Genomic DNA, 24,735 nt, shown 5'->3' on the forward strand with positions numbered 1-24,735 from the left:
TATCTCTCCCTTATTTTTTAATTAATGATTTTCCTGTCATTTCTTCAGGTTGTTCAACGTTCAAGAGTTCCAACAATGTTGGTGAAAGATCACCAAGAATTCCTCCATTACGGAGTTCCGCCCCATCCTTCGTCACAATGACGGGCACAGGGTTTGTTGTATGAGCTGTCATAGCGTCTCCATCCAAGGTCGTCACCTCATCAGAGTTCCCATGGTCAGCCGTAATGATCGCATGTCCACCTTTTTCGTGGATCTTATCTACGATCTTGCCTAAGCATTCATCCACTGCTTCAATCGCTTTAATGGTCGGCTCAAGCATCCCTGAGTGTCCAACCATATCAGGATTGGCAAAGTTTAGAATGATGGCGTTGTGCTTTTCAGCATCCAGTGCTTCAAGAAGAGCATCTGTGACTTCATAAGCACTCATTTCTGGTTTCTGATCATACGTCGCTACTTTCGGAGAATCGATGAGGATGCGCTCTTCCCCTTCGAATTCTTTTTCGCGGCCGCCGCTCATGAAAAACGTCACGTGTGGATACTTTTCTGTTTCAGCGATACGCAACTGCTTCATGTCATTGTCAGCTAGAACTTCCCCGACTGTATTTTTCAAGTCATTCGGAGGGAAGGCAATCTTACTTCTGACCTGGTCGCTGTATTGTGTCATACCTACAAAGTGAAGGTTTTTCGGAGCGTTTTCACCACGATCATAACCATCAAAATCGTCATTTGCAAATGTACGAGAAAGCTGAATGGCGCGGTCTGGACGGAAATTGAAGAAAATGATACTGTCTTTATCTTCCACTTTTGCGATCGGGTTGTTGTCCTCATCTGTTAGAACAACAGGCTCAACAAATTCATCGTACACTTCCTGCTCATAAGAATCGTCGATTGCTTTGATTGGATCCTTGTACGTTGGACCCTCACCATAAGCAATGGCATCATAAGCTTTCTTGACACGCTCCCAGCGATTATCACGGTCCATCGCGTAGTAACGCCCTGAAAGGGTAGCGATTTGACCAACGCCCACTTCTTCAATGGCTTCTTGTGTCTGTTTGATATAAGTCTTAGCCGATTTCTGACCTACATCACGGCCATCTAGGAATGCATGGATGAAAACTTTCTCGAGCCCTTCTTCTTTCGCCAGCTTCAATGTAGCGATCATATGGTCGATATGACTATGGATCCCACCATCAGATAACAGGCCGAAAATATGAAGAGCTTTATCTTTTGTTTTCGCTTCACGAACCGCGTTCAGCAGCACTTCATTCTCAAAGAAGTCCCCTTCACGAATGGAAAGGTTAATTCTTGTCAGACTTTGATAGACGACGCGGCCTGCGCCGATGTTCAAGTGTCCAACTTCAGAGTTCCCCATTTGACCTTCTGGCAGTCCGACTGCTTCCCCGCATGCCGTTAATTGAGAATGCGGAAATTGGTTCCAGAAACGATCAAAGTTTGGTGTGTTCGCTTGTTTGACAGCATTCCCTTTCTCTTCATCACGAAGAGCATAGCCATCAAGGATGATTAAGGCAGCCAGGTTTTTGTTACTCATTCTTACCTGCCTCCACTAGTTTTAGGAAAGAATCAGCTTCAAGGCTGGCTCCTCCTACTAGAGCACCATCAATGTCGGACTGGGATAGTAGTTCATCAACGTTTGCAGGCTTCACGCTGCCGCCGTATTGGATGCGTACAGCTTCTGCTGCATCTGCACTTACATAATCACTGACGACTTTACGGATGTGTGTACAAACTTCATTCGCTTGTTCAGATGTCGCTGTACGACCTGTACCAATCGCCCAGATTGGCTCATAAGCAATGATTGTTTCTGCACATTGATCATTTGTCAGACCGTCCAATGCTTTTTTCACTTGTGTCTCAACAACGTCCATTGTTTCATTTGCTTCACGCTGTTCTAGAGATTCCCCTACACAAATGATTGGCGTTAAGCCGTGATTGAATGCAGCATGAACTTTTTTGTTAACCTCTTCATCTGTTTCCTTGAAGATTTCACGACGCTCGGAGTGGCCAAGTACGACGTAAGAAACACCAAGTTCTTTAAGCATCACCGGGCTTACTTCACCAGTAAACGCACCACTTTCTTCAAAGTGCATGTTTTGAGCACCGATTTTAAGGCTTGTGCCTTCTGTTTCCTCTACAAGTTTTTGTAGAAAAGGAAATGGAGCACATACAACTGATTCTACCTGCTCAGAGGAAGGAACCTCGTTTTTAGCCGTTTGAATAAAATCTTCCGCTTCACGGTGGTTCTTATTCATTTTCCAGTTACCTGCGATTACTTTTTTACGCATATGGTTTCACCTCTCCTTTTTATTTATCGTTCAACAAGGATACACCAGGAAGATCTTTACCTTCCATAAATTCCAAGGAAGCACCGCCACCAGTAGAGACGTGGTCCATGTCATTTGCGTATCCGAATTTTTCAACGGCTGCTGCAGAGTCGCCTCCACCGATGACTGTGTAGCCATCTGTTTCAGAGAGAGCATTAGCTACAGCTTTTGTACCGTTAGCAAAAGATTCGATTTCAAAAACGCCCATTGGTCCGTTCCAAATGACTAATTTAGAATCTTTAATGACGCTTGCATATTTTTCTCGTGTCTTCGGACCGATATCCAGCGCTTCCCAGTCGGCCGGGATGCTGTCGATTCCGACTTCTTCCTTGTTCGCAGAATCAGAGAAATCATCAGCCACAACGACATCTTCAGGCATAAGGAAGTTGACGCCTTTCTCTTCTGCTTTCTTCATATATTCTTTAGCTAGATCAATTTTATCTTCTTCAAGAAGTGACTTACCGATTTCATGCCCTAGTGCTTTTACAAATGTGTAAGCAAGACCTCCACCGATAATCAAGTTATCGACTTTATCAATCAAGTTATCAATAACACCGATCTTATCTTTCACTTTCGCACCACCAATGATGGCTGTGAATGGACGCTCAGGGTTAGACAGAGCCTTACCTAGAACATTGATTTCTTTCTCCATCAGGAAACCAGCAACGGCTGGGATATGCTCTGCAACACCTGCTGTAGAAGCATGGGCACGGTGAGCAGCACCGAATGCATCGTTTACGTAGAGGTCAGCCATGTCTGCAAAAGCCTTGGCTAATTCCGCATCATTCTTCTCTTCACCAGGATGGAAGCGTACGTTTTCGATCAGAAGAACATCACCGTTTTCCATTTCAGAAATGGCTTTGTTCACTTCAGCTCCGTGTACTTCATCCGTTTTTGTAACGGTTTTTCCAAGAACATCGCTCAGACGCTTGGCTACAGGATCAAGACGAAGATCTTCGACAACTTCCCCTTTTGGACGTCCAAGGTGACTGGCAAGAATGACTTTCGCACCGTTTCCAGTCAGGTGCTTGATTGTAGGGAGGGCAGCTTTGATTCGAGTATCGTCTGTGACCTCTCCCTCGCTCATCGGTACGTTGAAGTCAACACGGCAAAAGACGGTTTTCCCGCTCACTTCAACGTCGCGGATTGTTTTCTTATTCATAGAATGACAACCTCCTTGGTTTGTGGTCAGGTTCATCGCCTGCCCTTATGTACGTTTCCACAGTTTCATTGTGCAGAAACGCCGTTAAGCAGGATGCGAAAAAACATGGATAAAGGAGGAGGACCTGAGACCTCCTCCTTTCCAGCTTTTTCATAGTATTTTCTAAAACGGCTCAGATATTACAAGCCTTGGTTTTTAAGGTATACAGCCAAGTCTACACAACGGTTGGAGTAACCAGTTTCGTTGTCATACCAAGAAACGATTTTAACCATGTTGTTTTCAAGGATTAGTGTAGATAGACCATCAATGATGGAAGAGTGAGTGTTGCCATTGTAGTCCGTAGAAACAAGTGGCTCGTCACTGTAGCCAAGGATTCCTTTAAGGTTACCTTCAGCTTCTGCGCGAAGAGCTTCGTTCACTTCTTCAGCAGTTACATCTTTATCAAGCTCAGCAACCAAGTCTACGATGGAAACGTTGGATGTTGGTACACGCATAGCCATACCGCTAAGCTTGCCATCAAGGTGTGGAAGAACTTTTGCAACGGCTTGTGCAGCACCTGTAGTTGTCGGGATGATGTTCTCAGCAGCTGCACGCGCACGACGGTAATCTTTGTGTGGAAGATCAAGGATCTGCTGGTCGTTCGTGTAAGAGTGAACAGTTGTCATCATACCGCGCTTAAGACCGAACTTCTCATCAAGAACTTTAGCGTATGGAGCCAAGCAGTTCGTCGTACATGAAGCGTTTGAGATGACGTGGTGAGAATCTTTGTCGTACTGGTCTTCGTTTACACCCATAACGACTGTAAGGTCTTCTTGCTTCGCTGGAGCAGAGATAACAACTTTTTTAGCACCTGCATCCAAGTGTTTCTTCGCATCGTCACGCTGAGTGAAACGACCTGTAGATTCGATAACGATATCTACGCCAAGATCTCCCCAACCAAGTTGAGCTGGATCTTTTTCAGAAAGTACTTTAATTTCGTTTCCGCCGACAATCAGATTGTCACCGTTTGTTGTTACTTCCTGCTCAAGCTTACCGTGTACCGTATCGTATTGAAGCAAGTGTGCAAGCATGTTTGCATCTGTCAAGTCGTTAACCGCTACTACCTCAACATCATTGTTGTTTAGAGCAGCACGGAAAACATTACGTCCAATACGTCCAAATCCGTTAATACCAATTCTTACTGTCATGCAAAATTCCTCCTTAGGATGATTGAAATCATATTTATTTAAAGGGATAAATCCCTTATTAACTCTTGGGCTGCACCTTCATCAGTGATCAGGACATTACTCTGGCCCGGTTGGAAATAAGATGAAATGGCTTGTGCTTTCGAACGGCCTCCAGCAACAGCGATCACGTGTTTGGCACGTTTCAGATCTTCTAATTGTAAACCGACCGTACGAACTTTGTGAACGATCTCACCCTCCACATTAAAATAATAACCAAAAGCTTCGCCTACCGCGTTATGCTTTCTGATTAATTCCAACTGTTCAGGGGAAGTCTTTCTCCGTTCTGCCATCGTGAGCGCATCGCCGACTCCGTGGATGACGATTTCAGCGTTACGGATGATGTCTAACACTTCTTTGATCGAAGGTTCTTCTTTTATCGTCTGATAGGATTCCTCACTGAGAGGATCGGGTACATACAAAAGACGATAGTCCCCCCTCGCTTTTTTCGCCATTTCCGCACAGATCGTGTTGGCCTGGTTTTCAACTCTTTCTCCTAAGCCTCCACGTGCAGGGACGTATAAGCACTGATCAGCTCCAGACAGCGGCGTCATTACTTGTGCGACGGATGCCATGGTTGTTCCGCCTGTAATGGCTATCACCTGGTCAGGCGACATATGTTCTTTCAAATACTGGACACATGCTTTTCCCATCTCTTGTTTTACCCAATTAAGCTCATCACTATCACCAGGAACAACAACGACATAGTCTAAATTTAATTTATCCTTTAATTGTTGTTCTAAAACCTTAATCCCAGAGACCTCTTTAATAAACTCAGCTAACTGCTCAAGAATGTTCTGCCCTTCATAACTTAAGTGCATGCCTCTTGAAGTAATTTCTACAGCACCTTGTTTATTCAGAAAGTCCACTTCGCTTCGGACCGTACGTTCAGCCAGCTCAACACTTTCAGCTAACGCTCTTCGGCCCACAGGCTGCATGATCTGGATGTAGTACAACAGCTGATAACGGCGCTGTATAACGTCCAGGACATCCGGGAATAATTTTTTTTGTAAGTCGATGAACGCTCTCATGGAAAAAGCCCCTTCTTTGAAATGGTACCAACCGGGATGTATTACGTCCCAGCTAGTCATATTATGTCCCGCTCGGAGCAAAAAAATATCTTATTTCAATTTTATATTAACAGGGGGGGTAGTCCACGTGCAAGCGAAAACCTAGACGTTTTTTATTGTAAACGCTTCATTAGTTCGAAGTAATCAATTTTACGATAATCCAACTCTTCCTCACCGATTTTCAATACCGGGATCTCCAGCATATACTTTTCAAGCAAGGCAGGATCACTTTCAATGTCGACCAATACTACTTGGACCTCAAACAAAGACAACAAATCCTTAACTTCTTCACATAACCCACAGTTATCTTTTACATATAATATCACTTCAGACATACGCAAACCTCCCTGATCGACCATTTCCATCATACCAAACAGAAACCTGACTCATCCATCACGAAAGCATAAAATCGAACTAAAAAAAGACACGCTTCAGGAAGCATGTCCTTTTTTATCATAAAAACCATTATCGATTTTCAACTTACGTTTATCCAGGAAATGAGCTAACTCTTCACCTACATACTTTTCAGGTGTTCGCTTCAATGATTGATAGTTGAAGGATAACTTTTGCTGTTCTTGCATATCGAACAAGTGAATCCGCCTGTCTTCAGAAACTTCTTCAGTCGACAACATTTTGTAACGGATTAGGTTTGTCATAAATACCCCTCTTCTAAATAAAGCGAAAAATCTGACTTTATTTATTCAATAGTAACATAGAAAGAGTGCTAAATAAACTACATCGCGATAATAAAACCAAATAAATGTTCGTATAATTTATGTGAGAATTATGTTTAAGCATTATTTAAATAACATGAGTGTAACCGCAAGAAATTTAAGGGTTTTATATATTAGCATAATGATATTTCTGTAAAAAAAGGACCTTCCTTACATCTAAGGAAGGTCCTCCTGGTTAGCGCGCCCGAGAGGATTCGAACCCCCGACTGACGTAGAACCGGAATCTACCGCTCTATCCAACTGAGCTACGGGCGCAAAAGCGACATGCATTTAATATTATAAGGAGAATCCCCAAAAAACGCAACCCATTTTTTCGTTCTTCCAAAAAGCTTTGGCGTAATGTCCCCCCAGTCACTATTAGAGAGGGAGATCCTTTTTCGAGCAACTCATTTGGCAGGGGTGTTAGGAAGGGGGAGACTGCAGCGGGAAAAGGATCCAGACATAACCTCGTAAGGCGTAGCCGGAGGAGGCTTGCCAGTTCCCTCACAAGCGAGCCCTTCCCCTAAGATCCAAAATTCTTTCAATCATCTAGATAACCATTTTCTTAGTCTCCTACCACGTCGTTTAATTATAGGCTTGGACGTTTATATAGGTAAATTTAGGGTATGATGGTAGAAGGAATTGGAACACATCACATAGAACGAATAAGAATAACCGTTTTTCATACTTAAAAGGCGAACATTTCTTGCTGAAATAAAGGAAAAAAGGTCGATTGTTTTTGTTTGACCTTCACTGACCTTATAGGTATGATGAATGTATTCCATCATTAATAATTTGATGTTAAGGAGGATTTTCAAATGAATTTAGTCCCTACAGTTATTGAACAAACAAACCGCGGAGAACGTGCCTATGATATTTATTCCCGCTTACTTAAAGACCGCATCATCATGCTGGGAAGCCCGATTGACGATAACATCTCAAACTCTGTTGTTGCACAGTTGCTTTTCCTAGCCGCTGACGATCCAGAGAAAGATATTTCCCTATACATCAACTCTCCTGGTGGATCGATTACAGCAGGTATGGCGATTTATGATACCATGCAGTTCATCAAACCAAACGTATCTACAATCTGCACAGGTATGGCTGCATCTATGGGTGCATTCCTACTAAACGCAGGTGAACCGGGTAAACGTTATGCCCTGCCTAACAGTGAAGTTATGATTCACCAACCACTTGGAGGAACACAAGGCCAGGCATCAGATATCGAAATTCACGCCAAGCGTATTATCAAGATGCGTGAGAAGCTGAACAAGATTCTTGCTGAACGTACTGGACAGCCAATGGAAGTCATTGAGCGCGACACGGATCGTGATAACTTCATGTCTGCCTATGAAGCTGTTGACTACGGCTTGATCGATAAAGTTATGGAGAAAAACGACAAATAAGCCAAACACAAAATCCGCTGTGATGACACAGCGGATTTTTTTGTATTGTATGAAAACGTTCCCTTATTGGAGAACGTTCATTTTTTCACATAAATACAGATTAGTCATTTTTTACGAAGTCTGTAAGTACCTGAACCGCTTCTTCTTCATCTGATCCGTCTGCAATCAATTTAATTTCTTCATCTGTTCCAACAGCTAGACTCATTAACCCCATAATACTCTTAGCATTTACACGTTTCTCACCTTTTTCGATAAAAACATCTGCGGTAAACTTGTTCGCTTCTTGTACGAATTGTGCTGCTGGCCTTGCCTGTAACCCCGTCTCAAGCTCAATCGTTATCGTCCTTTCAATCACCTGTCATTCTCCTCTCATTCTATATTCCAACTTCTTTGTAAGCGGATTCAATACTTAGAAAAAAGAACGCTCTCTTATAGAAAGCGTTTATAATTGTATTTCATTATAGCATGAATTTGTTAAGGAAACATTAATTTCTTGTGTTTTCTGTGACTTCACCTTTTCTAACTTTGTCGGCGAACTCGTCGATTTTACGCAGGCGATGATTGATGCCTGATTTACTAATCGACCCTCCAGAAACATACTCCCCAAGCTCTTTCAAAGAAACTTCCTGATGCTGTAGTCTTAAAGATGCAATCTCCTGCAGTTTATCTGGCAGGGCTTCTAAGCCTACGGTCCGTTTAATGAATTTTATGTTCTCCACTTGGCGGAAAGCTGCACCGATCGTCTTATTCAAATTCGCTGTCTCACAGTTGACGAGACGATTGACGGAATTTCTCATATCCCGGACGATTCTTACATCTTCAAACTTGAAAAGAGCCTGGTGGGCTCCAATATTGCTGATGAGCTCTGTGATTTTATCGGCTTCTTTCAAGTAAGTGATGTATCCTTTTTTACGACTGAGCGTCCTCGCGTGCAACCCAAAACTATTCATAAGCTTACACAACGCCTCGTTGTGTTCCTCATCAGATGAATAAATTTCAAGATGATAAGAAGAGGTTTCCGGGTTGTTGACCGAGCCGCCTGCAAGAAATGCTCCTCTTAAATAAGCCCTTTTACAACACGTATCGTTCAAATACTTTTGAGGGATGTCTGGATTAATGGACAGAGGACCTTTCAGGATTTCAAGATCTTCAAGTACAACATTTGCTTTTTCCGACATCCTGACAATATAAACGTTGTTCTTCTTCAATCTCATTTTCTTCCGAACAAGCAGTTCAACTGGATAGGGATATAGCTTTTTGATTAACGTGTAGATCCTTCTGGCAATCGCTGCATTCTCTGTTTGTACATCGAGAATATATTCACGATTGGAAAGGGAAAAGGTACCGTTCATTCGGACAAGGGCAGCTAGTTCCGATTCCATACAGCAAGGATCGGCTTCTACGTTCGTTAATTCTTTTTTGATCTCTGATGCAAATGACATGATGTACACCCCCTTCTACCTACCACGCAACACCTAAAGCATGGAGTGCAATAACTTTGCTAATTTTTCTGTGTCATGACGTAACATAGGCTTGCTATGGTCGATGATATCTTCTTCTATGACTTTCAATCCCATGGATTTAATTCTTTCTATATCGTACACGACGGGCTCCGCGTTTTCTTCCGCATAAGCAGCCCGTAACCCTTGATCGATTGGTTGGTTATGCACAATCACTGACTGTAACACACCTTCACCAATATGATCAAATAATGCCTGGATATGATCAGCAGCCGTATAACCGGAAGTTTCCCCCTGCTGTGTCATCACGTTGCATATATAAGTGACCGTCGCTTTTGTATCTTTCAACGCCTGACCGATTTCCGGAATGATGATGTTCGGTAATATACTCGTGTAAAGACTTCCAGGAGAGATGACAATTAAATCTGCAGACTTAATTGCATCCACGGCTTCAGGCAAAGGCTGAACGGGCGTAGGACTTACGTACACCCTTTTTATTTTCTTGTTCTGCTTCGGAATACTCGATTCACCAGTAACCACTGTTCCATCCTCCATCTCCGCATGGAGGTTCATGGAATGGTTTGCAATCGGATAAATATGACCGCGCACATTCAGGACTCTGGAGATTTCTTTAATTCCTTTATAAAAGTCCCCCGTCATGGATGCCATCGCAGCCAGCAGAAGATTTCCCATAGAATGACCGGAGAGGCCGTTCCCCACTGCGAACCGGTGTTGAAAAAGTTCAAGGAGCATTGGCTCTGCATCCGATAAGGCAGCCACTACATTCCGGATATCTCCTGGAGCAGGAATAGCCATCTCGTTGCGTAAACGGCCGGAACTTCCACCATCATCAGCAACCGTGACAATGGCAGAAAGATCGATTGGTAAGTTTTTTAACCCGCGCAACAGCACAGGCATCCCGGTCCCGCCACCTACTACAACGACACGCGGCTTGGTTTTATGGTCCATCCGTTACAAACCCTTTCTTTTATCAATATCTCTGTGCGTGACATGGGTCACGAAATCTGTAGAGAAGTATTCCGATAAATGCTCAGCAAGTGCGACGGATCGATGTTGGCCACCTGTACACCCGACAGCAACAACAAGCTGGCTTTTGCCTTCACGTTTGTATTGTGGAAGCATGAAATGGAGCAAATCCTTCAGCTTTTCAAGGAACTTCTGTGTATCTGTCCATTTAAAAACATAGGAAGATACTTCTGTATTCAACCCTGTTAATGGACGCATATGTTCCACATAGTGTGGATTCGGCAGGAAACGCACATCAAACATTAAGTCTGCGTCAATGGGAACACCGTATTTGAATCCGAAGGAAACCATCTGTATAGAAAACACCTGCTGTTCCTGCTGGCGGTACTTTTCAATAATCCGCTCCCGGAGTTCTTTCGGCTTCAGTGATGTCGTATCTATGATCGTCTGCGAACGTCCTCTCAGTTCATCCAGCATTTTTCTCTCTCTTCGAATACCTTCAAGCGGCAGTCCTTCTTTAGCAAGGGGATGAGATCTTCGTGTTTCTTTATAGCGGGAAACAAGCGCCTGATCTTCTGCATCAAGGAAAAGAATATGTTCTTGCAACCACTCCTCTTTTCCAAGACGGTCAAGAGAATCAAACAGCGCATCGAAAAATTCTCGTCCACGTAAATCCATCACTAAAGCCACGTTTTGGATATTGTTGCTGGAATCTTTCATCAGTTCAAGGAATTTCGGAAGCAGGGCCGGTGGTAAATTATCGACACAAAAAAAACCGAGATCTTCAAAGCTCTGAACAGCTACGGTTTTCCCTGCCCCTGACATCCCTGTGATGATTACTAACTGAGTATCGCTGGCATTTACTGGCATCTTTCATCGCTCCCCATTAGTCAGGTCGTGACGGATCCAAATCTTGATCGATCAAGCGGAAGTCCGTCGTATATACAAATGTTCCATATACTTGCTCTTCACTACTTAAGATGTGCTTGAAAATCCTCCGATCTCCCTCTGCCATCGGTTTTTGAAGAACTTCATCAACCGGAACCCATTCCAGTTCACCTTCTTCACTTTCATCAAGCAAGGTCCCTGAATAGCTCGTACTGTAAAAAGTAAACATCATCCACTCTTGAGCGGTTTTCTCTTCTTCCCGCATGACGAATGTAAAGGAACCACGAAGCTCTGGATTTTCAATGGAAAGTCCCGTTTCTTCTTTAAATTCCCGGACAACGGAATCTTTGATATTCTCTCCAGCTTCCATCTTTCCGCCCGGAGCAACATACCAGCCTCTGCGTGGTTTTTTTAACATCAATACGGAATCATTAACTTTCAAAATACAATTCGCTACACGCTGCATCGTTATGGTCACCTCATTTTCTTTCTAGAGGGCATCTCCACCCATTATACAATGAATACACAGGTTGCTACAATATTATGTTCCACAGCCTGGTTTGAAAACTATTTCCTTTAACGGATTCGGAAAATGGTTTCGTTGCTTATGTTTGAAATGAATGAAACGAACCCTTTGCTAAAAAGTTAAAAGTGTATCTATTAATTAAAAGTATGGGCATTCCAATAAGTGCATTTGTTAAACAAAAAAAAGACACAGATGACGAGCACCTGTGCCTCATAGAGATTAATCTATTAAAAGGGGGTCAATTAATCATTTCCATCGTAACAGGAAAATATTTCATCGGTGTTACACACGAGTTAAAATGGTGTTTCTTTTTAATTGACGACCTTCAATTCCTCTAAAAGATTTTCAATATAGTGCTGGGCAGATTGTGCGGCAATGCTTCCATCACCAGTTGCTGTTACAATTTGACGCAATTCTTTTTCACGGATATCCCCGGCTGCAAAAACGCCCGGTACTTTCGTTTCCATGTTTTCGTCTGTTTCGATATATCCTTGTTCATTCGTGATGCCTAAGCTTTCGAATGGTTTGGACAATGGAATCATTCCGATATAGATGAACGTACCATTGGTATCGAAGTCGTATTCTTCACCTGTTTTCTTATTGTGAAGCGTGACGCTTCCCACTTTTCCATCTTTTTCATTGATGGTTTTGACGACGGTATCCCAGATGAAATCGATCTTGTCGTTATCGAACGCGCGATCTTGTAGAATCTTCTGTGCGCGTAATTCATCGCGACGGTGAACGATCGTCACTTTGCTTGCGAAGCGGGTAAGGTAGACACCTTCTTCAACTGCAGAGTCTCCTCCACCTACAACGACTAGTTCTTTATCACGGAAGAATGCACCGTCACATACCGCGCAGTAAGAAACACCGCGGCCTCCGAGTTCTTTTTCACCTTGCACACCAAGTTCTTTATATTGAGCACCTGTCGTTACAATAACCGCACGTGCTTTGTATTCTTTATTACCGGCTTTGACCGTCTTGTACTCCTTGCCATCTACCACTTCTTTGATGTCGCCATACGCATATTCGGCACCGAATTTTTTTGCGTGGTCGAACATTTTGTTGGATAAGTCTGGTCCAAGGATACTTTCAAAGCCTGGGTAGTTCTCAACGTCTTCTGTATTCGCCATTTGACCTCCTGGAATTCCACGCTCAATCATAAGCGTATCCAGGTTGGCACGGGAGGTATAAACAGCGGCTGTCATACCAGCAGGACCTGCCCCGGCGATAATAACATCATAAATACGATCTTCACTCATCAATCTTCACTCCTTATGAATCCGAGTAATCTCAGTTGCGATTCCTGTACATATCATAGTAAATCATACGAAAACCGTCCATTAATGTGCTTACGTATGAGAGAAATGCATGTTCACCTATTCCTGTTCCCAGGGTCCGCCTTCTTTCCCCATTTTCGGGAACTGTTTGCAGCCTTTCTCCCATAGCTGCAACGCTTTGGATGGATAACCTGTATGGTAAAGAGAGATACTGTACCATTTGTAGTAAACTCTGCGCCTGGTGACCTGTTTATTACGAAGCGACCTGAACCGTTCGACCGCTTCCTGGTAATACCCTGCTCTCGCCAGAGTTTCAGCTACAGCTAGTTTTTGCTGTTCATGCATAGGAAATACATTGCGGAGTCGCTCAATGTGAAAAGACGCTTCTTGCGTCATTCCCTGCTTCAAATAAAAGGTAGCCAAATTCACGTCACAATGGATATTCGCCGGTTCTTTCCCCAGGGTTTCTTTTTCAAACTGAATGGCTTCGTCACGTTCCCCATTCATAAATAAAGCGTAGGCATATCGATGTTTAGCGATTTTGAAGTCAGGGAAAAGCTCCATCATTTCATCAAGGACACTTAGAGCTTCTTCCCACTCTTCGTGCTCCAGATGATAAAATGCTGTTTCCTGATAGATGATCAACTCATCTTCATCTTCAAAGGCCCAATCATCATCTTCATCTTCTTCCTCTAAAGAATCCAGCATATCTCTCAGTTGCTTTGCCGCTTCTTCAAATTCGCTGTCACCGGGTTGTTCTAAATAGGTGTCCACATATTTTTTTGCATCATTAAGAAGACCGAGGTGAGCGTAATTATTGGCCATCAGATAGTAACAATCGACGTATTCTTTACCATGTTCAGCCAATACCTCGGTCAGTACCTGATTTGCGGCATGATAAGAGCCAACTTCCGTATAAACGACAGAAAGTTGGCATGGATATAATGGTTCATCGGGAGAAGCTTCAATCGCCTTTTTCAGCCACTTGACAGCAGCACTGAAACGACGCTTTTGAAAAGCTTGTATCCCATGGGAAAAGTAAAAAGACCCCGTTGGTACAAATGGGATAATGTTCGTATCCTGTTGTGCTGTAGTTCCTTTAAGTGTTGTCGTCATGACTGTCCCCCTATTTCCGTTTCAAATCTCACTAATTATGCAGTATAACATAAATGCTCACAGAGAAATAGGAGAAAAATGTAATCCATTTAAGAATGACGTTTTTCCAAAACATCCAATACATCGTCCAGTGGAACCTGACGATCAGTAAGGATTAATAAGAGGTGGAATAAAAGGTCCGCAGATTCCAAAGCAATTTCTTCTGGATCATCATTTTTTGCAGCGATGATGACTTCCCCTGCTTCCTCACCGATTTTCTTCGCAATCCTGTCCACACCTTCCTGAAACAAAGTGGATGTGTAAGATCCTTCAGGAAGAGTTGCTTTTCGGTCAGCCAGTACAGTTTGGAGCTCATCTAGAATTTGATAGCGATTTTCTTTCAGTTTCGTTTCCGATTCTGTCAGTTCTTCCGAAAAACAGCTATAATCTCCTTTATGGCAAGCTGGACCTGAGGGGACCACTTGAACGAGTAAGGCATCCTGGTCGCAATCGTAATGGATGCTTCTTACTTCCTGTGTGTTACCAGAGGTTTCCCCTTTGTGCCACAACTCTTGGCGGGAGCGGCTGTAGAATACCGTTTCACCGATCTCCAACGTTTTTTTCAAAGATTCTTCATTCATGTAGGCCAAGGTCAGGACAGCTTTCGACTTGGCATCTTGCACAATCGCTGGAACGAGACCTTGGGCATCGTATTGGATTTCATCTAGATTCATCGGACAGGCACTCCTTTTTCCTTCAAATACGCTTTCACGTTTTGTACAGACGTTTCTTTATAATGAAATATGGATGCTGCGAGCGCGGCATCTGCTTCAACTTCAGTAAATACATCATAAAAGTGTTCACTGGACCCTGCACCTCCGGAGGCGATGACAGGAACATTGACAACTTCCTGAACGGCCTCTAATAAAGGCAGGTCAAAACCGGATTTTTCACCGTCTTTATTCATGGAGGTGAGCAGAATTTCTCCCGCTCCAAGCTTGACCGCTTCCCTCGCCCAATCCGTCACGAGCCAATCGGTCGGTGTCCGCCCCCCATGCGTATAAACACGCCAGTTCGCTGCCTCTTCATCATACTTCGCATCAATCGCCACAACGATGCACTGACTTCCGAAGTAATCCGCACCTTCTGTGATCAAAGCAGGCCTTTTCACAGCGGATGAGTTTAGGGATACTTTATCTGCTCCATTTCGGAGGGTTTCTTTAATGTCCTCAAGCGTCCTAATGCCGCCTCCGACTGTAAAAGGAATGGCAAGCTCTGAAGCAACAGACCGAACGACATCAATCATCGTTTTCTTCCCTTCATGACTGGCGGAGATATCGAGAAACACAAGCTCGTCCGCTCCTTGTTCGTCGTACACCTTCGCAAGTTCAACAGGATCACCGGCATCGCGGATATCAACGAACTGTATGCCTTTAACGACACGTCCTTCTTTCACATCCAGGCAGGGAATAATTCGTTTGGAGAGCATTCAGTCCACCTCCACAGCAAGCGCTTCTTTTAAGGTGAATTGGTTCGTGTACAAGGCTTTTCCTACAATCGAACCAATGACATTCCGATCCTTATATTCTTTCAGTTCAACAAGGTCATCCAGGCCTTTAATACCTCCAGATGCTATCACATCCACACCTGTTTCTTCAGCCAAACGGACGATTTCCTTCGTATTCGGACCTGAAAGCATACCGTCTTTCGCAATATCCGTATAAATGAACGTTTTCGCTCCCGCTGATGCCAGGTCCTTCCCTAAATCCACAGCCTTCACTTCCGATTGTTCCAGCCATCCGGCAGTCGAAACAAAGCCGTCACGCGCATCCAGACCGATCGCAATCCGTTCTCCATACTTTGAAAGGAACTGTTTGGTTGTTTCCACATCGCGAACAGCAAGGGAACCGATGATGACGCGATCGACGCCCTCATCCAAGTAAAAGCGGACATCTTCTTCAGAGCGGATCCCTCCGCCGATCTGTACACGGCAGTCCAATTCCTTCGCCACCCGCAACACATGCTCCGCATTTTGCTTCGAACCTTCCTTTGCTCCGTCAAGATCGACCATATGGATCCATGAAGCTCCTGCTGCAGCAAATTCCTTTGCCACTTCAAAGGGATTCTCCCCATAGACGGTTTCTTTTTCAAAATCACCTTGTTCTAGACGCACACATTTTCCGTCACGCATATCAATCGCTGGATAAATCGTAAAGCTCATCGTTAAAACTCCTCACTGTTTGCACATTACTTTACAAAAATTCTCTAATAACTGCATGCCGGCTGTCCCACTTTTTTCTGGGTGGAACTGGCTGGCTACAAGGTTTTCTTTTCCAATGATTGCAGGAACTTGCATATGGTAGTCAGAAGTCGCAAAAAGGATAGAGGGATCATTCGTCTTTACAACAAAAGAGTGAACGAAATAGACATGGTCTTCGTTTACGTCTGTCATCAGAGGTTTATCCGGCTGATGGATCTCAAGCTGGTTCCACCCCATGTGCGGGACCTTGTACGAACGCCCTTGTTCATCAATCCCCGGGAAGCGGGAAATGGTGCCAGGGAACAACCCTAACCCTTCTGTAAGTCCGCCTTCTTCACTGCTCTCGAATAACAGCTGCATCCCTAGACATATGCCGTAGACCGGTGTACCTTCAGCCACTTTATCTTTTATAAAATCTATGAATCCATGTTCTTTAAGTGCTCTCATCGCATCCGGAAATGCGCCCACCCCAGGAAGGATGTAGCCATCACAGCCTCCCAATGCCTGTGGCCGGTCCCCGATTGTATAGTCCACGCCAAGTCGTTCAAGCGCTTTTGAAACACTGAATAAATTTCCCATTCCATAATCGATGATGCCTATCATTATAAACTTCCTTTCGTACTCGGAACTCCTTTGACACGTGGGTCGATTTGAGTCGCTTCATCCAAAGCACGTGCAAAGGCTTTGAACATCGCCTCAATAATATGATGGGTGTTATACCCATGATGTAAGACGATATGTAGGTTCATCCGTGCTTCTACAGCAAGTTTCCAGAAAAATTCATGGACATTTTCCGTATCAAATGTACCCACACGATCTTTTGGAAGCTCAGCGCGCCACTCCAGGTGTGGACGGTCACTCAAATCAACCGCTACCGTGACAAGCGTCTCATCCATCGGTAGAGTCATCGACCCATAACGTTTCATGCCGTATTTATCCCCGACCGCTTCCCGTAACGCCTGCCCAAGACAAATCCCGATATCTTCCGTTAAGTGATGATCATCCACTTCCACATCACCCCGTCCGACGACCGTTAAATCAAAGAGGCCGTGTTTTGTGAACAATTCCAGCATGTGAGAAAGAAAAGGAACCTGGACATCCAAGTCCGCTTTTCCTCCACCATCAACTCCAAGTTCAAGTTGTATATCTGTTTCTCTCGTTTTGCGTTCAATTCTTGCTGTTCTCGTTTCTGTCATTTCCACCGCTCCTTACGTGTCTCTACTGCGCGTGCGTGGGCTTCCAACCCTTCCAACCGGGCAAATCGGGCAATCTTATCTACATTCGTCTCAAGCGCCTGTCTGCTATAAGAAATGACACTCGACTTTTTCACAAAGTCGTCAACGTTGAGAGGACTTGAGAAACGCGCGGTCCCATTCGTTGGAAGAACGTGATTGGGTCCGGCAAAATAGTCCCCGACAGGCTCACTACTGTACGGTCCTAGGAAAATCGCTCCTGCGTGCTTGATCTTTCCCAGCTCCTGAAAAGGATCTTCCGTCACAATTTCCAGATGTTCGGGTGCTATTTCATTGATGGTGTCGACCGCTTCTGCCCATGTTTTGCAAAGGACGATCATTCCATAGTCTTCCACGCTCTTTCTTGCGATATCAGCACGAGGTAAAGAATCCAGCTGTACCTGCACTTCTTTCTCCACAGCCTTCGCAAGCGTCTCACTCGTTGTCACAAGTACGCTTGATGAGCGGGCATCGTGTTCCGCTTGAGAAAGAAGATCGGCAGCGATTTCTTCGGCACGCGCGGTTTCATCAGCAAGAACGGCAATCTCACTTGGCCCAGCAATCATATCGATATCTACATCCCCGAATACTTCACGCTTTGCTAGAGCGACAAAGACATTTCCTGGCCCTGTAATTTTATCAACAGAAGGGATTGTTTCTGTTCCATAAGCGAGAGCGGCAATCGCCTGTGCACCGCCTACTTTGAACACATCTTCCACCCCTAGAATATGAGCAGCAAGAAGGACACCCTCGGGTACTTTTCCATCCTGGCCGGGAGGGGTCACCATGACGACCCGTTCCACGCCCGCTACTTGTGCTGGAATCACATTCATGAAGACAGAAGAAGGATAAGCGGCCGTTCCACCAGGCACGTATACCCCTGCTGCATCGATCGGCGTGATTTTTTGACCTAAAAGCGTCCCGTCTTCTGAACTGTCAAACCAGGAAGTAGTCTTCTGTTTTTCGTGAAAAGTACGGATGTTCTCCGCTGCCTCCTGTAAGATTTGGACGTACTCTCCATCGAGGGAAGCATACGCTAGTTCAAACTCTTCTTTTGAAACTTTGAAGGATTTCAAGGTCGCTCGGTCAAAACGCTCGGTATATTCTCTGACTGCTTCATCTCCGCGATTCTTCACCTGAGCAATGATTTCCTGTACAGCCATTCGCTGCTCTTCCGTTCCTTGATCGACGGAACGCTTCAATGACTTCAAATCAGATTTATTAATGATCTTCATCAGCGCTCCCCTTCCATCACTTCACTCAGTTTACTCACCATTTCCTCAATCTCGTTGCTCTTCACACGGTAACTGACCGGGTTCACAATTAAACGGGAAGTAATCTCTGTGATTTTCTCATACTCTACCAGTCCGTTTTCTTTTAACGTGCGGCCTGTCGATACGATATCGACAATCCGATCTGCCAATCCAATCAATGGTGCAAGTTCAATCGATCCATTCAATGGAATGATTTCAATCTGTTCGCCCTGCTCGCGGAAATAGTCAGAGGCAACTTTCGGATACTTCGTAGCGATTTTCGGTGCAATCCTGCTCAGAGGCTGATCAGGCAGCCCCGCAACAGCCACATAGCATGGGCTTATTTTTAAATCGAGCACTTCATAAACATCACGGTCCTGCTCAAGCAGGACGTCTTTGCCTGCAATCCCGATATCTGCTGCTCCATATTCTACATAAGTGACAACATCCATCGGTTTGGCCATCATGACGCGGATGTTCTGTTCCGGAAATTCCAAGATCAATTTTCTAGACTCATCCATGTCCGCTTCAAGCTCATAGCCCGCTCTTTTCATTAGTTCCGCCGCTTCTTCGTAAATACGCCCCTTCGGCATGGCAATGGTCAACGGCTTACTCATCACGCTCACCTCCACCTTTTGTCAAATCAATCGTTTCTGATAATTCTGCTTTGAATGCTGCCAAGTCCGGGATTTGGTCCACGTGTTGTAAAAGGACCGCCTGCCCATCCTCACGGTAGCGTTTCGCTTCCTTCATCCCTTGTCCGTAACTATCATCGTCGACGATGACACCAATTCGCCCATCATCAGACTCTTGTTCGTTCAATGCTTCTACTAGACGTTCCAGGTGGACGGCAAAACCAGTGGCTGATGCACTTAGCTGGAAGGAAGGCAGCAACGTATCATAGCGCCCTCCGTTACAAAGAAGGGCTCCAAGATTTGGCGCATAACCTTCGAACAAAATCCCGGTGTAATAGTCCATGTGGCTGATCAAGTTCAAATCAAAGTGAATATATTTTTCTACCTCATACTGTTGAAGAAGCCGATATAATTGCTTCAATTCATTCACAGCCTGCATGCAAGCTTGATTCCTGGCAAGTGAACGGCTGCTTTCGAAGATTTCTTCGCCGCCTTTCAAAGCGAGCAGCTGAAGGAGGGCATCTTTTTTATCCTCTGGAGCAGATAATTCCTTCACTGCTTCCCGGTACCCGACATAATTTTTGCGATATAAGTAACTCAAGAGATATTCAATCGTATCTTCATCATCACCAAGTAAATCTGTGAAAAAGGCTTTTACATAGCCAATATGACCGACCGTGATGACAAAATCATCAAGCCCGGTCTGTTTCAGTGATTCGACAAGGAGGGCGATGACTTCTGCATCTCCATAAGAAGAATGGTCACCAATCAATTCCGTTCCGACCTGTTCAAACTGAGCCGGCTTCCCTCCTTCGGTCTGCTGCGCACGGAATACCGGTCCTTCATAAGCGAGACGAAGCGGAAACTCAGCGTCTTTGAGCTGAGAAGCAGCCACTCTGGCAATTGGTGCGGTCATGTCCGGTCTTAATACGAGTGTGTGACCTTGCTGGTCCAAGAGCTTAAATAATTGCTGGTCGAGCGTTGCACTTACTTTTCCTACCGTTTCGTGATATTCCATGATCGGCGTATCCATGAACGAATATCCAAACGAAAGAATCGCATTCGATAATTGTTGGCGCGCTTTTGATTTTTGATTATAAAAAAAGGGAAGCGTATCCCGCATTCCCAGTGGTTTTTCAAACATCAGGCGTTTAACCAATGGAATTCATCCTTTCCTCAAATCCTTTAGCTTGCTAATATGCTAACATGATAAAGATAGAGCGTCAATGAAGAAACTCCTTAGCTTTGTTCCCCTTCTTATCATAGCAGAAACCGTTTCATAAATACGGGGCCTGCTGGAAGAGGTCGAGGTTTTTCGGTTAGAGGACAATGAATCGGCGTTAGAGGACGTTAAACTTCCGATCGAGGACATTGAAGGATAAATGGAGGACATTAAGCAGCCGGTAGGGGACATTGATAGCGAGTTAGAGAACGTTAAATATTCCAGCAACCACAAAAAAAGACGCACAAAAGTGTGCGCCCTTTGGGTCAGGTGAAAGCTTTATTCAAATGGAGGATCTCATCTGCGTAACGAAGAGCCAGTGGTTCTGCAGTCGGTACTTCTGTCTGCATCTGTTGGTGGATGAACAGTTTCCCAACCTTTTCAAACCTTGCCCCCTTTTCCATCATCTCCAGAGCAACAACAGCTTCATAAAGCAGAGCCATTTTTCCAGCCAGGGTTTTGCTGTAAAAGGTTTGGACCTCATCTGCCTGTTTTAATACTTCATCTGCATAGGAAGTGAAGTTCAGCACCGCGTCTTTCACAAGTTTGTGCTCTTCCCCTTTATTCTGTACCACTTCTAAACGCTCTTGAATATGTTGGACAAACAACTCATGACCTTGATATTTGTTAAAAAGTTTCAAGACTTCAAGACCGAGAATGTTCGCCGTCCCTTCCCACACCGTCAAAACTTGAGCATCACGTAATAGTCTTGGTGTAACAAAATCTTCAATGTATCCATTTCCTCCGTGCATCTCGATGGCCTCGTGTGAGAATTCAACAGCCTTTTCAGCGGTTTCCTTTTTCATGATGGCAATCCTTACGCGGTTGAGGATATGTTCTTCTATTTTCGCTTCTTCTGGCTGACGGGCCACCTTTTCAAAAGCTTGGATCATGTCGAAAACTGCTCTTGTTTCCACTTCCTGCTTCACCGTCATAGAAACGAGTGTATCCTTCACCATCGGATATTGGATCAATGAATGTCCGAACGCATTTCTTTTAGTGGCATAATCGCGTGCTTCTGTTAAAGAGCGTCGCATAATCCCTATAGAAGCGACTGCATTACAGACGCGGGAAAGATTCAAGGCTTCCATCATATAATAGAAACCCTGCTCCGCCTCTCCAACCATGAACGCTTTCGCCCCGGTAAATTCGACCTCAGCAGAGGGAACAGCACGGACGCCCAGTTTATCCTTCAACCTTCGTATTTGAATTCCATTTAAGTCCCCAGCTTCATTCCGCCAGGGAACGAGAAACAAGCTGAGACCTCTTGTCCCTGATGGCGCGCCTTCCGTTCGGGCAAGAACCATAGCTACACCACAAGCACCGGCATTGCTGGCAAAATACTTTTCACCATGGATTGTGTAATGGTCTCCTTCTTTAGTGGCTTTCACTTCATTGGCGCCCACATCCGAACCGCCCTGGCGTTCCGTTAGAAAAGTCGCCCCTTCATAAAGCTCCACATCCCCTGTTGATATCACGTGCAGCAGATATTTTGCTTTCAATGATTCGTCTGCGTAATGATCAATTAAATACGCTGTGGCCATCGTTAACGTCACCGGGCAGTAAAAACCAGGCTCTGCCTGGGAGAGGAGATAGCCTTGTGCATACGAATACATGTAGTCACCTTTTTGTCCAAGTTCCGGAATTTCCTTATGAAGGTAACCAACGATTCCTTCGCCATACGTTTCTTCTATTGTTTTTTTGTACCCTTGGTTCAACCATACCTCTGATATATCGTTGCCCATTTTGTCGTATTTAATCAACTTCGGTTGACCCTCACGATCCGTATGAACCGCTCGTTCATCGATATCCTGTGCGCATCTTCCACCGAAAAAATGGAGACGTTCATCTGCCCATCGGAAAAAAGGATCCTCCCACGATTGCCTCAAGAGGTCTTGTAGATTTTCATCGCTCTCATAAAAGTTCACTTTGACGCCCCCTTATGCTTGACGTGCTTGTTCACGCAAACGGTGCTTCAACAGTTTGCCTGTCGCGTTCCTCGGCAACTCTTCCATTTCCTCATAAAGTTTCGGAATCTTATAATCCGCCAGGTGCTCCTGCAAGAAACGGCGGCATTCATTTTCCATATCTGTCAGTTGGCCGGTTTGAACGATATGTGCTTTTACGGTCTCGCCCCAATCTGGATGCGGAACGCCTACGACAGCTACATCTTCAATGTGTGGATGCTGCAACAATAGTTCTTCTACTTCACGTGGGTAAATGTTGACGCCACCCGATATGATCATATCTTTTTTCCGATCAATCACCCACAGGTAGCCATCCTCGTCCTTCTCCCCCATATCCCCAGTGAGCAGCCAGCCATCCCGGAAGGTTGCGATCGTTTTTTCCTCATCTTTATAGTAGCCTTTCATAATTCCCTCACCCTTAAGAGCGATTTCGCCCACTTGACCATTTCCTACTTCTTGTCCATCTTCATCAACAATACGAACTTCACAATGAAGCGCCGCACGCTTTCCTACACTGCCAGCTTTTTCATCATGCTCCTGCGGAAGCAGCAACGTCCCGCTTGGCCCTGCCTCCGTCAGACCATACAAGCAGCAGAGGCTGTCTGTTTCAAACTGCTCTCGCACAAACTGGACTTCCTTTTTAGACAGAGGTGCCCCTCCATAGGTCCAATATTTCACCCAGCTCAAATCCGTTTCCTTCACTTTTGGATGCTTCGCTGTCATTAAATAAGCGACAGGTGCCCCGAAAAAGTGTGACGCCCGTTCTATCGAAGCAAGTTCTAATAATAAGTCGGGAGTGAAAGTAGGGGCAATGATGTGAGTCGCGCCAACGAACGTGCCCCCTGCTAAGAAGAGATGCAATGGTGCGGAATGACTAAATGGCATCATATGAAGCATGCGGCTGGATGGTTTCATTTCCAGTTCCACGGCCATCATCGAAGAGACTGTCAAAATGTTTTTGTGGGTAAAGACAACCCCTTTCGGCTGCCCTGTCGTACCCGAGGTATATAAAATCGATGCTTCTTCATCTTCATGCGCTTCATTCACCATTTCCAGCGGTTCTTCTTTTGCAAGGATGTCAGAGAACGAGTGCCAGGTTCCGTCCACATCCCCTGTTTTTATAAATGTTCCCTTTCTTTCATCAGCAAGCCCTCTTACTTGGTCGATCAGCAACTCATGCGTAATTAATGCAACGGCGTCACTGTGATCGTAAATATAAGTAATTTCATTTTGAACTAACCGGGCATTAATCGGAACAACAATGGCGCCCAGCCGATGGATGGCAAAGTAACTGATGACAAATTCTTTCGTATTCGGCATATGGATGATCACCTTATCGCCAGCCTGAATCCCTAATCTAATTAAACCTCTGGCAAACTGGTTGACCTGACTGTTCCACTCTTGATAGGTCAGACGTTCTTCAGGTGTAACAATCCCTTCTTTTTCCGGGTATTTGCGAGACTGGTAAGCTAATAATTCAGAAAGATTCATACGGGATCTCCTCTCCGTTCTTTTAATTCTTCTTCAAATTTGTCGAGCCACTGCCCCATTTCCGCTTTTAACTGTTCTAACTCCCGAATCCGGTCGTCCACCTCCTGCATTTTCCCTCTGCCATAGGCAAGCGTCCGCTCAAGCTGACGAACACCTGAGGGGTCCTGATAGAAAAGATGGATCATTTCTTTGATTTCATCCAGCTGGAAGCCATACTTTTTCCCACGAAAAACAAGCCCAAGGCGTGTCAGATCCTTCGGAGAAAAGGAGCGGTGCCCGCCTGAGCTCCGGGAAGGCCTGATCAGCCCAAGTTCTTCATAGTATCGAATGGTCCGCTGAGTCACATCGAATTTTTCAGCCACTTGTTGTATTGATAAACGTCCTGACATTCGATCCCCTCTCATTGAATGAAAATTCTAACAATTAAACTATACCATTAACGTTAACGTAAAGTTCAACTATAAAAATATGGAAATTAACTATAAAAAAAAGCACCTTACTAAAAGGTACTTCCTAGAGTATA

At 44.7% G+C, this 24,735-nt stretch carries 26 protein-coding genes and 1 tRNA gene; 1 reads left to right on the forward strand and 26 read right to left on the reverse strand.

Annotated features, from left to right (window positions below):
* Positions 1 to 10: 10 nt before the first annotated feature.
* The 8 genes from gpmI to HFA01_RS12900 form a co-directional block, all read right to left on the reverse strand.
* Positions 11 to 1,549 carry a 2,3-bisphosphoglycerate-independent phosphoglycerate mutase gene (gene gpmI, locus HFA01_RS12865; RefSeq protein WP_146816836.1) on the reverse strand — a complete coding sequence of 513 codons (1,539 nt, stop codon included), beginning with the start codon at positions 1,547 to 1,549 and terminating at the stop codon, positions 11 to 13.
* On the reverse strand, positions 1,542 to 2,303 hold the full coding sequence (tpiA, locus tag HFA01_RS12870; RefSeq protein ID WP_146816838.1) for a triose-phosphate isomerase: 762 nt from the start codon (positions 2,301 to 2,303) through the stop codon (positions 1,542 to 1,544). Before tpiA ends, gpmI begins: the two co-directional genes overlap by 8 nt.
* A gap of 19 nt (positions 2,304 to 2,322) precedes the next feature.
* A complete protein-coding gene (locus tag HFA01_RS12875; protein ID WP_146816841.1) occupies positions 2,323 to 3,504 on the reverse strand; it encodes a phosphoglycerate kinase in 1,182 nt (393 codons plus the stop codon).
* Positions 3,505 to 3,683: 179 nt separating this feature from the next.
* A complete protein-coding gene (gap, locus tag HFA01_RS12880; protein WP_146816843.1) occupies positions 3,684 to 4,691 on the reverse strand; it encodes a type I glyceraldehyde-3-phosphate dehydrogenase in 1,008 nt (335 codons plus the stop codon).
* 38 nt (positions 4,692 to 4,729) lie between these two features.
* Complete coding sequence (locus tag HFA01_RS12885; protein ID WP_146816845.1) at positions 4,730 to 5,758, reverse strand: sugar-binding transcriptional regulator; 1,029 nt, start codon at positions 5,756 to 5,758, stop codon at positions 4,730 to 4,732.
* A 152-nt stretch (positions 5,759 to 5,910) separates the two neighbouring features.
* Positions 5,911 to 6,132, reverse strand: coding sequence for a glutaredoxin family protein (locus HFA01_RS12890; RefSeq protein ID WP_167506232.1), 222 nt, complete (start codon positions 6,130 to 6,132; stop codon positions 5,911 to 5,913).
* A gap of 96 nt (positions 6,133 to 6,228) precedes the next feature.
* Complete coding sequence (locus HFA01_RS12895) at positions 6,229 to 6,453, reverse strand: hypothetical protein (protein ID WP_146816849.1); 225 nt, start codon at positions 6,451 to 6,453, stop codon at positions 6,229 to 6,231.
* Positions 6,454 to 6,710: 257 nt separating this feature from the next.
* Positions 6,711 to 6,786 (reverse strand) — tRNA-Arg (locus HFA01_RS12900).
* 542 nt (positions 6,787 to 7,328) lie between these two features.
* On the opposite strand from HFA01_RS12900, the gene clpP reads away from it, so the two are divergent.
* A complete protein-coding gene (gene clpP / locus HFA01_RS12905) occupies positions 7,329 to 7,916 on the forward strand; it encodes an ATP-dependent Clp endopeptidase proteolytic subunit ClpP (protein ID WP_146816851.1) in 588 nt (195 codons plus the stop codon).
* 100 nt (positions 7,917 to 8,016) lie between these two features.
* On the opposite strand, the gene HFA01_RS12910 is transcribed toward clpP, so the two are convergent.
* The 18 genes from HFA01_RS12910 to HFA01_RS12995 all read right to left on the reverse strand — a co-directional run bounded on the left by HFA01_RS12910 (position 8,017) and on the right by HFA01_RS12995 (position 24,601).
* A complete protein-coding gene (locus tag HFA01_RS12910) occupies positions 8,017 to 8,271 on the reverse strand; it encodes an HPr family phosphocarrier protein (RefSeq protein ID WP_146816853.1) in 255 nt (84 codons plus the stop codon).
* Positions 8,272 to 8,401: 130 nt separating this feature from the next.
* On the reverse strand, positions 8,402 to 9,358 hold the full coding sequence (whiA, locus tag HFA01_RS12915; RefSeq protein ID WP_146816855.1) for a DNA-binding protein WhiA: 957 nt from the start codon (positions 9,356 to 9,358) through the stop codon (positions 8,402 to 8,404).
* Between the two features lie 33 nt (positions 9,359 to 9,391).
* Entirely contained in the window at positions 9,392 to 10,345 is a 954-nt protein-coding gene (gene mgfK / locus HFA01_RS12920; protein WP_146816857.1) for a gluconeogenesis morphogenetic factor MgfK, read from the reverse strand.
* 3 nt (positions 10,346 to 10,348) lie between these two features.
* On the reverse strand, positions 10,349 to 11,233 hold the full coding sequence (gene rapZ, locus HFA01_RS12925; protein WP_146816859.1) for an RNase adapter RapZ: 885 nt from the start codon (positions 11,231 to 11,233) through the stop codon (positions 10,349 to 10,351).
* A gap of 16 nt (positions 11,234 to 11,249) precedes the next feature.
* On the reverse strand, positions 11,250 to 11,717 hold the full coding sequence (locus HFA01_RS12930) for an 8-oxo-dGTP diphosphatase (protein WP_146816861.1): 468 nt from the start codon (positions 11,715 to 11,717) through the stop codon (positions 11,250 to 11,252).
* 371 nt (positions 11,718 to 12,088) lie between these two features.
* Positions 12,089 to 13,039: a thioredoxin-disulfide reductase gene (trxB, locus tag HFA01_RS12935; RefSeq protein WP_146816863.1), complete on the reverse strand. Its 951-nt coding sequence runs from the start codon at positions 13,037 to 13,039 to the stop codon at positions 12,089 to 12,091.
* 117 nt (positions 13,040 to 13,156) lie between these two features.
* Positions 13,157 to 14,173 carry a tetratricopeptide repeat protein gene (locus HFA01_RS12940; protein WP_146816865.1) on the reverse strand — a complete coding sequence of 339 codons (1,017 nt, stop codon included), beginning with the start codon at positions 14,171 to 14,173 and terminating at the stop codon, positions 13,157 to 13,159.
* 89 nt (positions 14,174 to 14,262) lie between these two features.
* A complete protein-coding gene (gene hisIE / locus HFA01_RS12945; protein ID WP_146816867.1) occupies positions 14,263 to 14,886 on the reverse strand; it encodes a bifunctional phosphoribosyl-AMP cyclohydrolase/phosphoribosyl-ATP diphosphatase HisIE in 624 nt (207 codons plus the stop codon).
* A complete protein-coding gene (hisF, locus tag HFA01_RS12950; RefSeq protein WP_146816869.1) occupies positions 14,883 to 15,641 on the reverse strand; it encodes an imidazole glycerol phosphate synthase subunit HisF in 759 nt (252 codons plus the stop codon). Before hisF ends, hisIE begins: the two co-directional genes overlap by 4 nt.
* Complete coding sequence (gene hisA, locus HFA01_RS12955) at positions 15,642 to 16,373, reverse strand: 1-(5-phosphoribosyl)-5-[(5-phosphoribosylamino)methylideneamino]imidazole-4-carboxamide isomerase (RefSeq protein WP_146816871.1); 732 nt, start codon at positions 16,371 to 16,373, stop codon at positions 15,642 to 15,644.
* A gap of 12 nt (positions 16,374 to 16,385) precedes the next feature.
* Positions 16,386 to 17,015 (reverse strand): imidazole glycerol phosphate synthase subunit HisH, encoded by a 630-nt coding sequence (gene hisH / locus HFA01_RS12960; protein WP_146816873.1) that lies wholly within the window; start codon positions 17,013 to 17,015, stop codon positions 16,386 to 16,388.
* The gene (hisB, locus tag HFA01_RS12965; protein WP_146816875.1) at positions 17,015 to 17,608 is read right to left on the reverse strand and encodes an imidazoleglycerol-phosphate dehydratase HisB; all 594 of its coding nucleotides are present in this window, start codon (positions 17,606 to 17,608) and stop codon (positions 17,015 to 17,017) included. Before hisB ends, hisH begins: the two co-directional genes overlap by 1 nt.
* Positions 17,605 to 18,879, reverse strand: coding sequence for a histidinol dehydrogenase (gene hisD / locus HFA01_RS12970; protein WP_146816877.1), 1,275 nt, complete (start codon positions 18,877 to 18,879; stop codon positions 17,605 to 17,607). Before hisD ends, hisB begins: the two co-directional genes overlap by 4 nt.
* The gene (gene hisG / locus HFA01_RS12975) at positions 18,879 to 19,514 is read right to left on the reverse strand and encodes an ATP phosphoribosyltransferase (RefSeq protein ID WP_146816879.1); all 636 of its coding nucleotides are present in this window, start codon (positions 19,512 to 19,514) and stop codon (positions 18,879 to 18,881) included. The genes hisD and hisG overlap by 1 nt, the downstream gene beginning before the upstream one ends.
* On the reverse strand, positions 19,507 to 20,691 hold the full coding sequence (locus HFA01_RS12980) for an ATP phosphoribosyltransferase regulatory subunit (RefSeq protein WP_146816881.1): 1,185 nt from the start codon (positions 20,689 to 20,691) through the stop codon (positions 19,507 to 19,509). The genes hisG and HFA01_RS12980 overlap by 8 nt, the downstream gene beginning before the upstream one ends.
* A gap of 329 nt (positions 20,692 to 21,020) precedes the next feature.
* Positions 21,021 to 22,682, reverse strand: a complete 1,662-nt coding sequence (locus HFA01_RS12985; protein ID WP_167506233.1) for an acyl-CoA dehydrogenase family protein — start codon at positions 22,680 to 22,682, stop codon at positions 21,021 to 21,023.
* 12 nt (positions 22,683 to 22,694) lie between these two features.
* Positions 22,695 to 24,212, reverse strand: a complete 1,518-nt coding sequence (locus HFA01_RS12990) for a class I adenylate-forming enzyme family protein (RefSeq protein WP_146816883.1) — start codon at positions 24,210 to 24,212, stop codon at positions 22,695 to 22,697.
* Positions 24,209 to 24,601: a MerR family transcriptional regulator gene (locus HFA01_RS12995; RefSeq protein ID WP_146816885.1), complete on the reverse strand. Its 393-nt coding sequence runs from the start codon at positions 24,599 to 24,601 to the stop codon at positions 24,209 to 24,211. The genes HFA01_RS12990 and HFA01_RS12995 overlap by 4 nt, the downstream gene beginning before the upstream one ends.
* Positions 24,602 to 24,735: the final 134 nt, after the last annotated feature.

This window comes from Halobacillus faecis (assembly GCF_007991335.1).
Classification (GTDB): Bacteria; Bacillota; Bacilli; order Bacillales; family Halobacillaceae; genus Halobacillus; species Halobacillus faecis.

Excerpts from the sequence above, each read along its gene's own strand:
- gpmI (WP_146816836.1), bottom strand. The coding sequence starts at position 1,549 with ATGAGTAACAAAAACCTGGCTGCCTTAATCATCCTTGATGGCTATGCT.
- tpiA (WP_146816838.1), bottom strand. The coding sequence starts at position 2,303 with ATGCGTAAAAAAGTAATCGCAGGTAACTGGAAAATGAATAAGAACCAC.
- HFA01_RS12875 (WP_146816841.1), bottom strand. The coding sequence starts at position 3,504 with ATGAATAAGAAAACAATCCGCGACGTTGAAGTGAGCGGGAAAACCGTC.
- gap (WP_146816843.1), bottom strand. The coding sequence starts at position 4,691 with ATGACAGTAAGAATTGGTATTAACGGATTTGGACGTATTGGACGTAAT.
- HFA01_RS12885 (WP_146816845.1), bottom strand. The coding sequence starts at position 5,758 with ATGAGAGCGTTCATCGACTTACAAAAAAAATTATTCCCGGATGTCCTG.
- HFA01_RS12890 (WP_167506232.1), bottom strand. The coding sequence starts at position 6,132 with ATGTCTGAAGTGATATTATATGTAAAAGATAACTGTGGGTTATGTGAA.
- HFA01_RS12895 (WP_146816849.1), bottom strand. The coding sequence starts at position 6,453 with ATGACAAACCTAATCCGTTACAAAATGTTGTCGACTGAAGAAGTTTCT.
- clpP (WP_146816851.1), top strand. The coding sequence starts at position 7,329 with ATGAATTTAGTCCCTACAGTTATTGAACAAACAAACCGCGGAGAACGT.
- whiA (WP_146816855.1), bottom strand. The coding sequence starts at position 9,358 with ATGTCATTTGCATCAGAGATCAAAAAAGAATTAACGAACGTAGAAGCC.
- mgfK (WP_146816857.1), bottom strand. The coding sequence starts at position 10,345 with ATGGACCATAAAACCAAGCCGCGTGTCGTTGTAGTAGGTGGCGGGACC.
- rapZ (WP_146816859.1), bottom strand. The coding sequence starts at position 11,233 with ATGCCAGTAAATGCCAGCGATACTCAGTTAGTAATCATCACAGGGATG.
- HFA01_RS12930 (WP_146816861.1), bottom strand. The coding sequence starts at position 11,717 with ATGCAGCGTGTAGCGAATTGTATTTTGAAAGTTAATGATTCCGTATTG.
- trxB (WP_146816863.1), bottom strand. The coding sequence starts at position 13,039 with ATGAGTGAAGATCGTATTTATGATGTTATTATCGCCGGGGCAGGTCCT.
- HFA01_RS12940 (WP_146816865.1), bottom strand. The coding sequence starts at position 14,173 with ATGACGACAACACTTAAAGGAACTACAGCACAACAGGATACGAACATT.
- hisIE (WP_146816867.1), bottom strand. The coding sequence starts at position 14,886 with ATGAATCTAGATGAAATCCAATACGATGCCCAAGGTCTCGTTCCAGCG.
- hisF (WP_146816869.1), bottom strand. The coding sequence starts at position 15,641 with ATGCTCTCCAAACGAATTATTCCCTGCCTGGATGTGAAAGAAGGACGT.
- hisA (WP_146816871.1), bottom strand. The coding sequence starts at position 16,373 with ATGAGCTTTACGATTTATCCAGCGATTGATATGCGTGACGGAAAATGT.
- hisH (WP_146816873.1), bottom strand. The coding sequence starts at position 17,015 with ATGATAGGCATCATCGATTATGGAATGGGAAATTTATTCAGTGTTTCA.
- hisB (WP_146816875.1), bottom strand. The coding sequence starts at position 17,608 with ATGACAGAAACGAGAACAGCAAGAATTGAACGCAAAACGAGAGAAACA.
- hisD (WP_146816877.1), bottom strand. The coding sequence starts at position 18,879 with ATGAAGATCATTAATAAATCTGATTTGAAGTCATTGAAGCGTTCCGTC.
- hisG (WP_146816879.1), bottom strand. The coding sequence starts at position 19,514 with ATGAGTAAGCCGTTGACCATTGCCATGCCGAAGGGGCGTATTTACGAA.
- HFA01_RS12990 (WP_146816883.1), bottom strand. The coding sequence starts at position 24,212 with ATGAATCTTTCTGAATTATTAGCTTACCAGTCTCGCAAATACCCGGAA.
- HFA01_RS12995 (WP_146816885.1), bottom strand. The coding sequence starts at position 24,601 with ATGTCAGGACGTTTATCAATACAACAAGTGGCTGAAAAATTCGATGTG.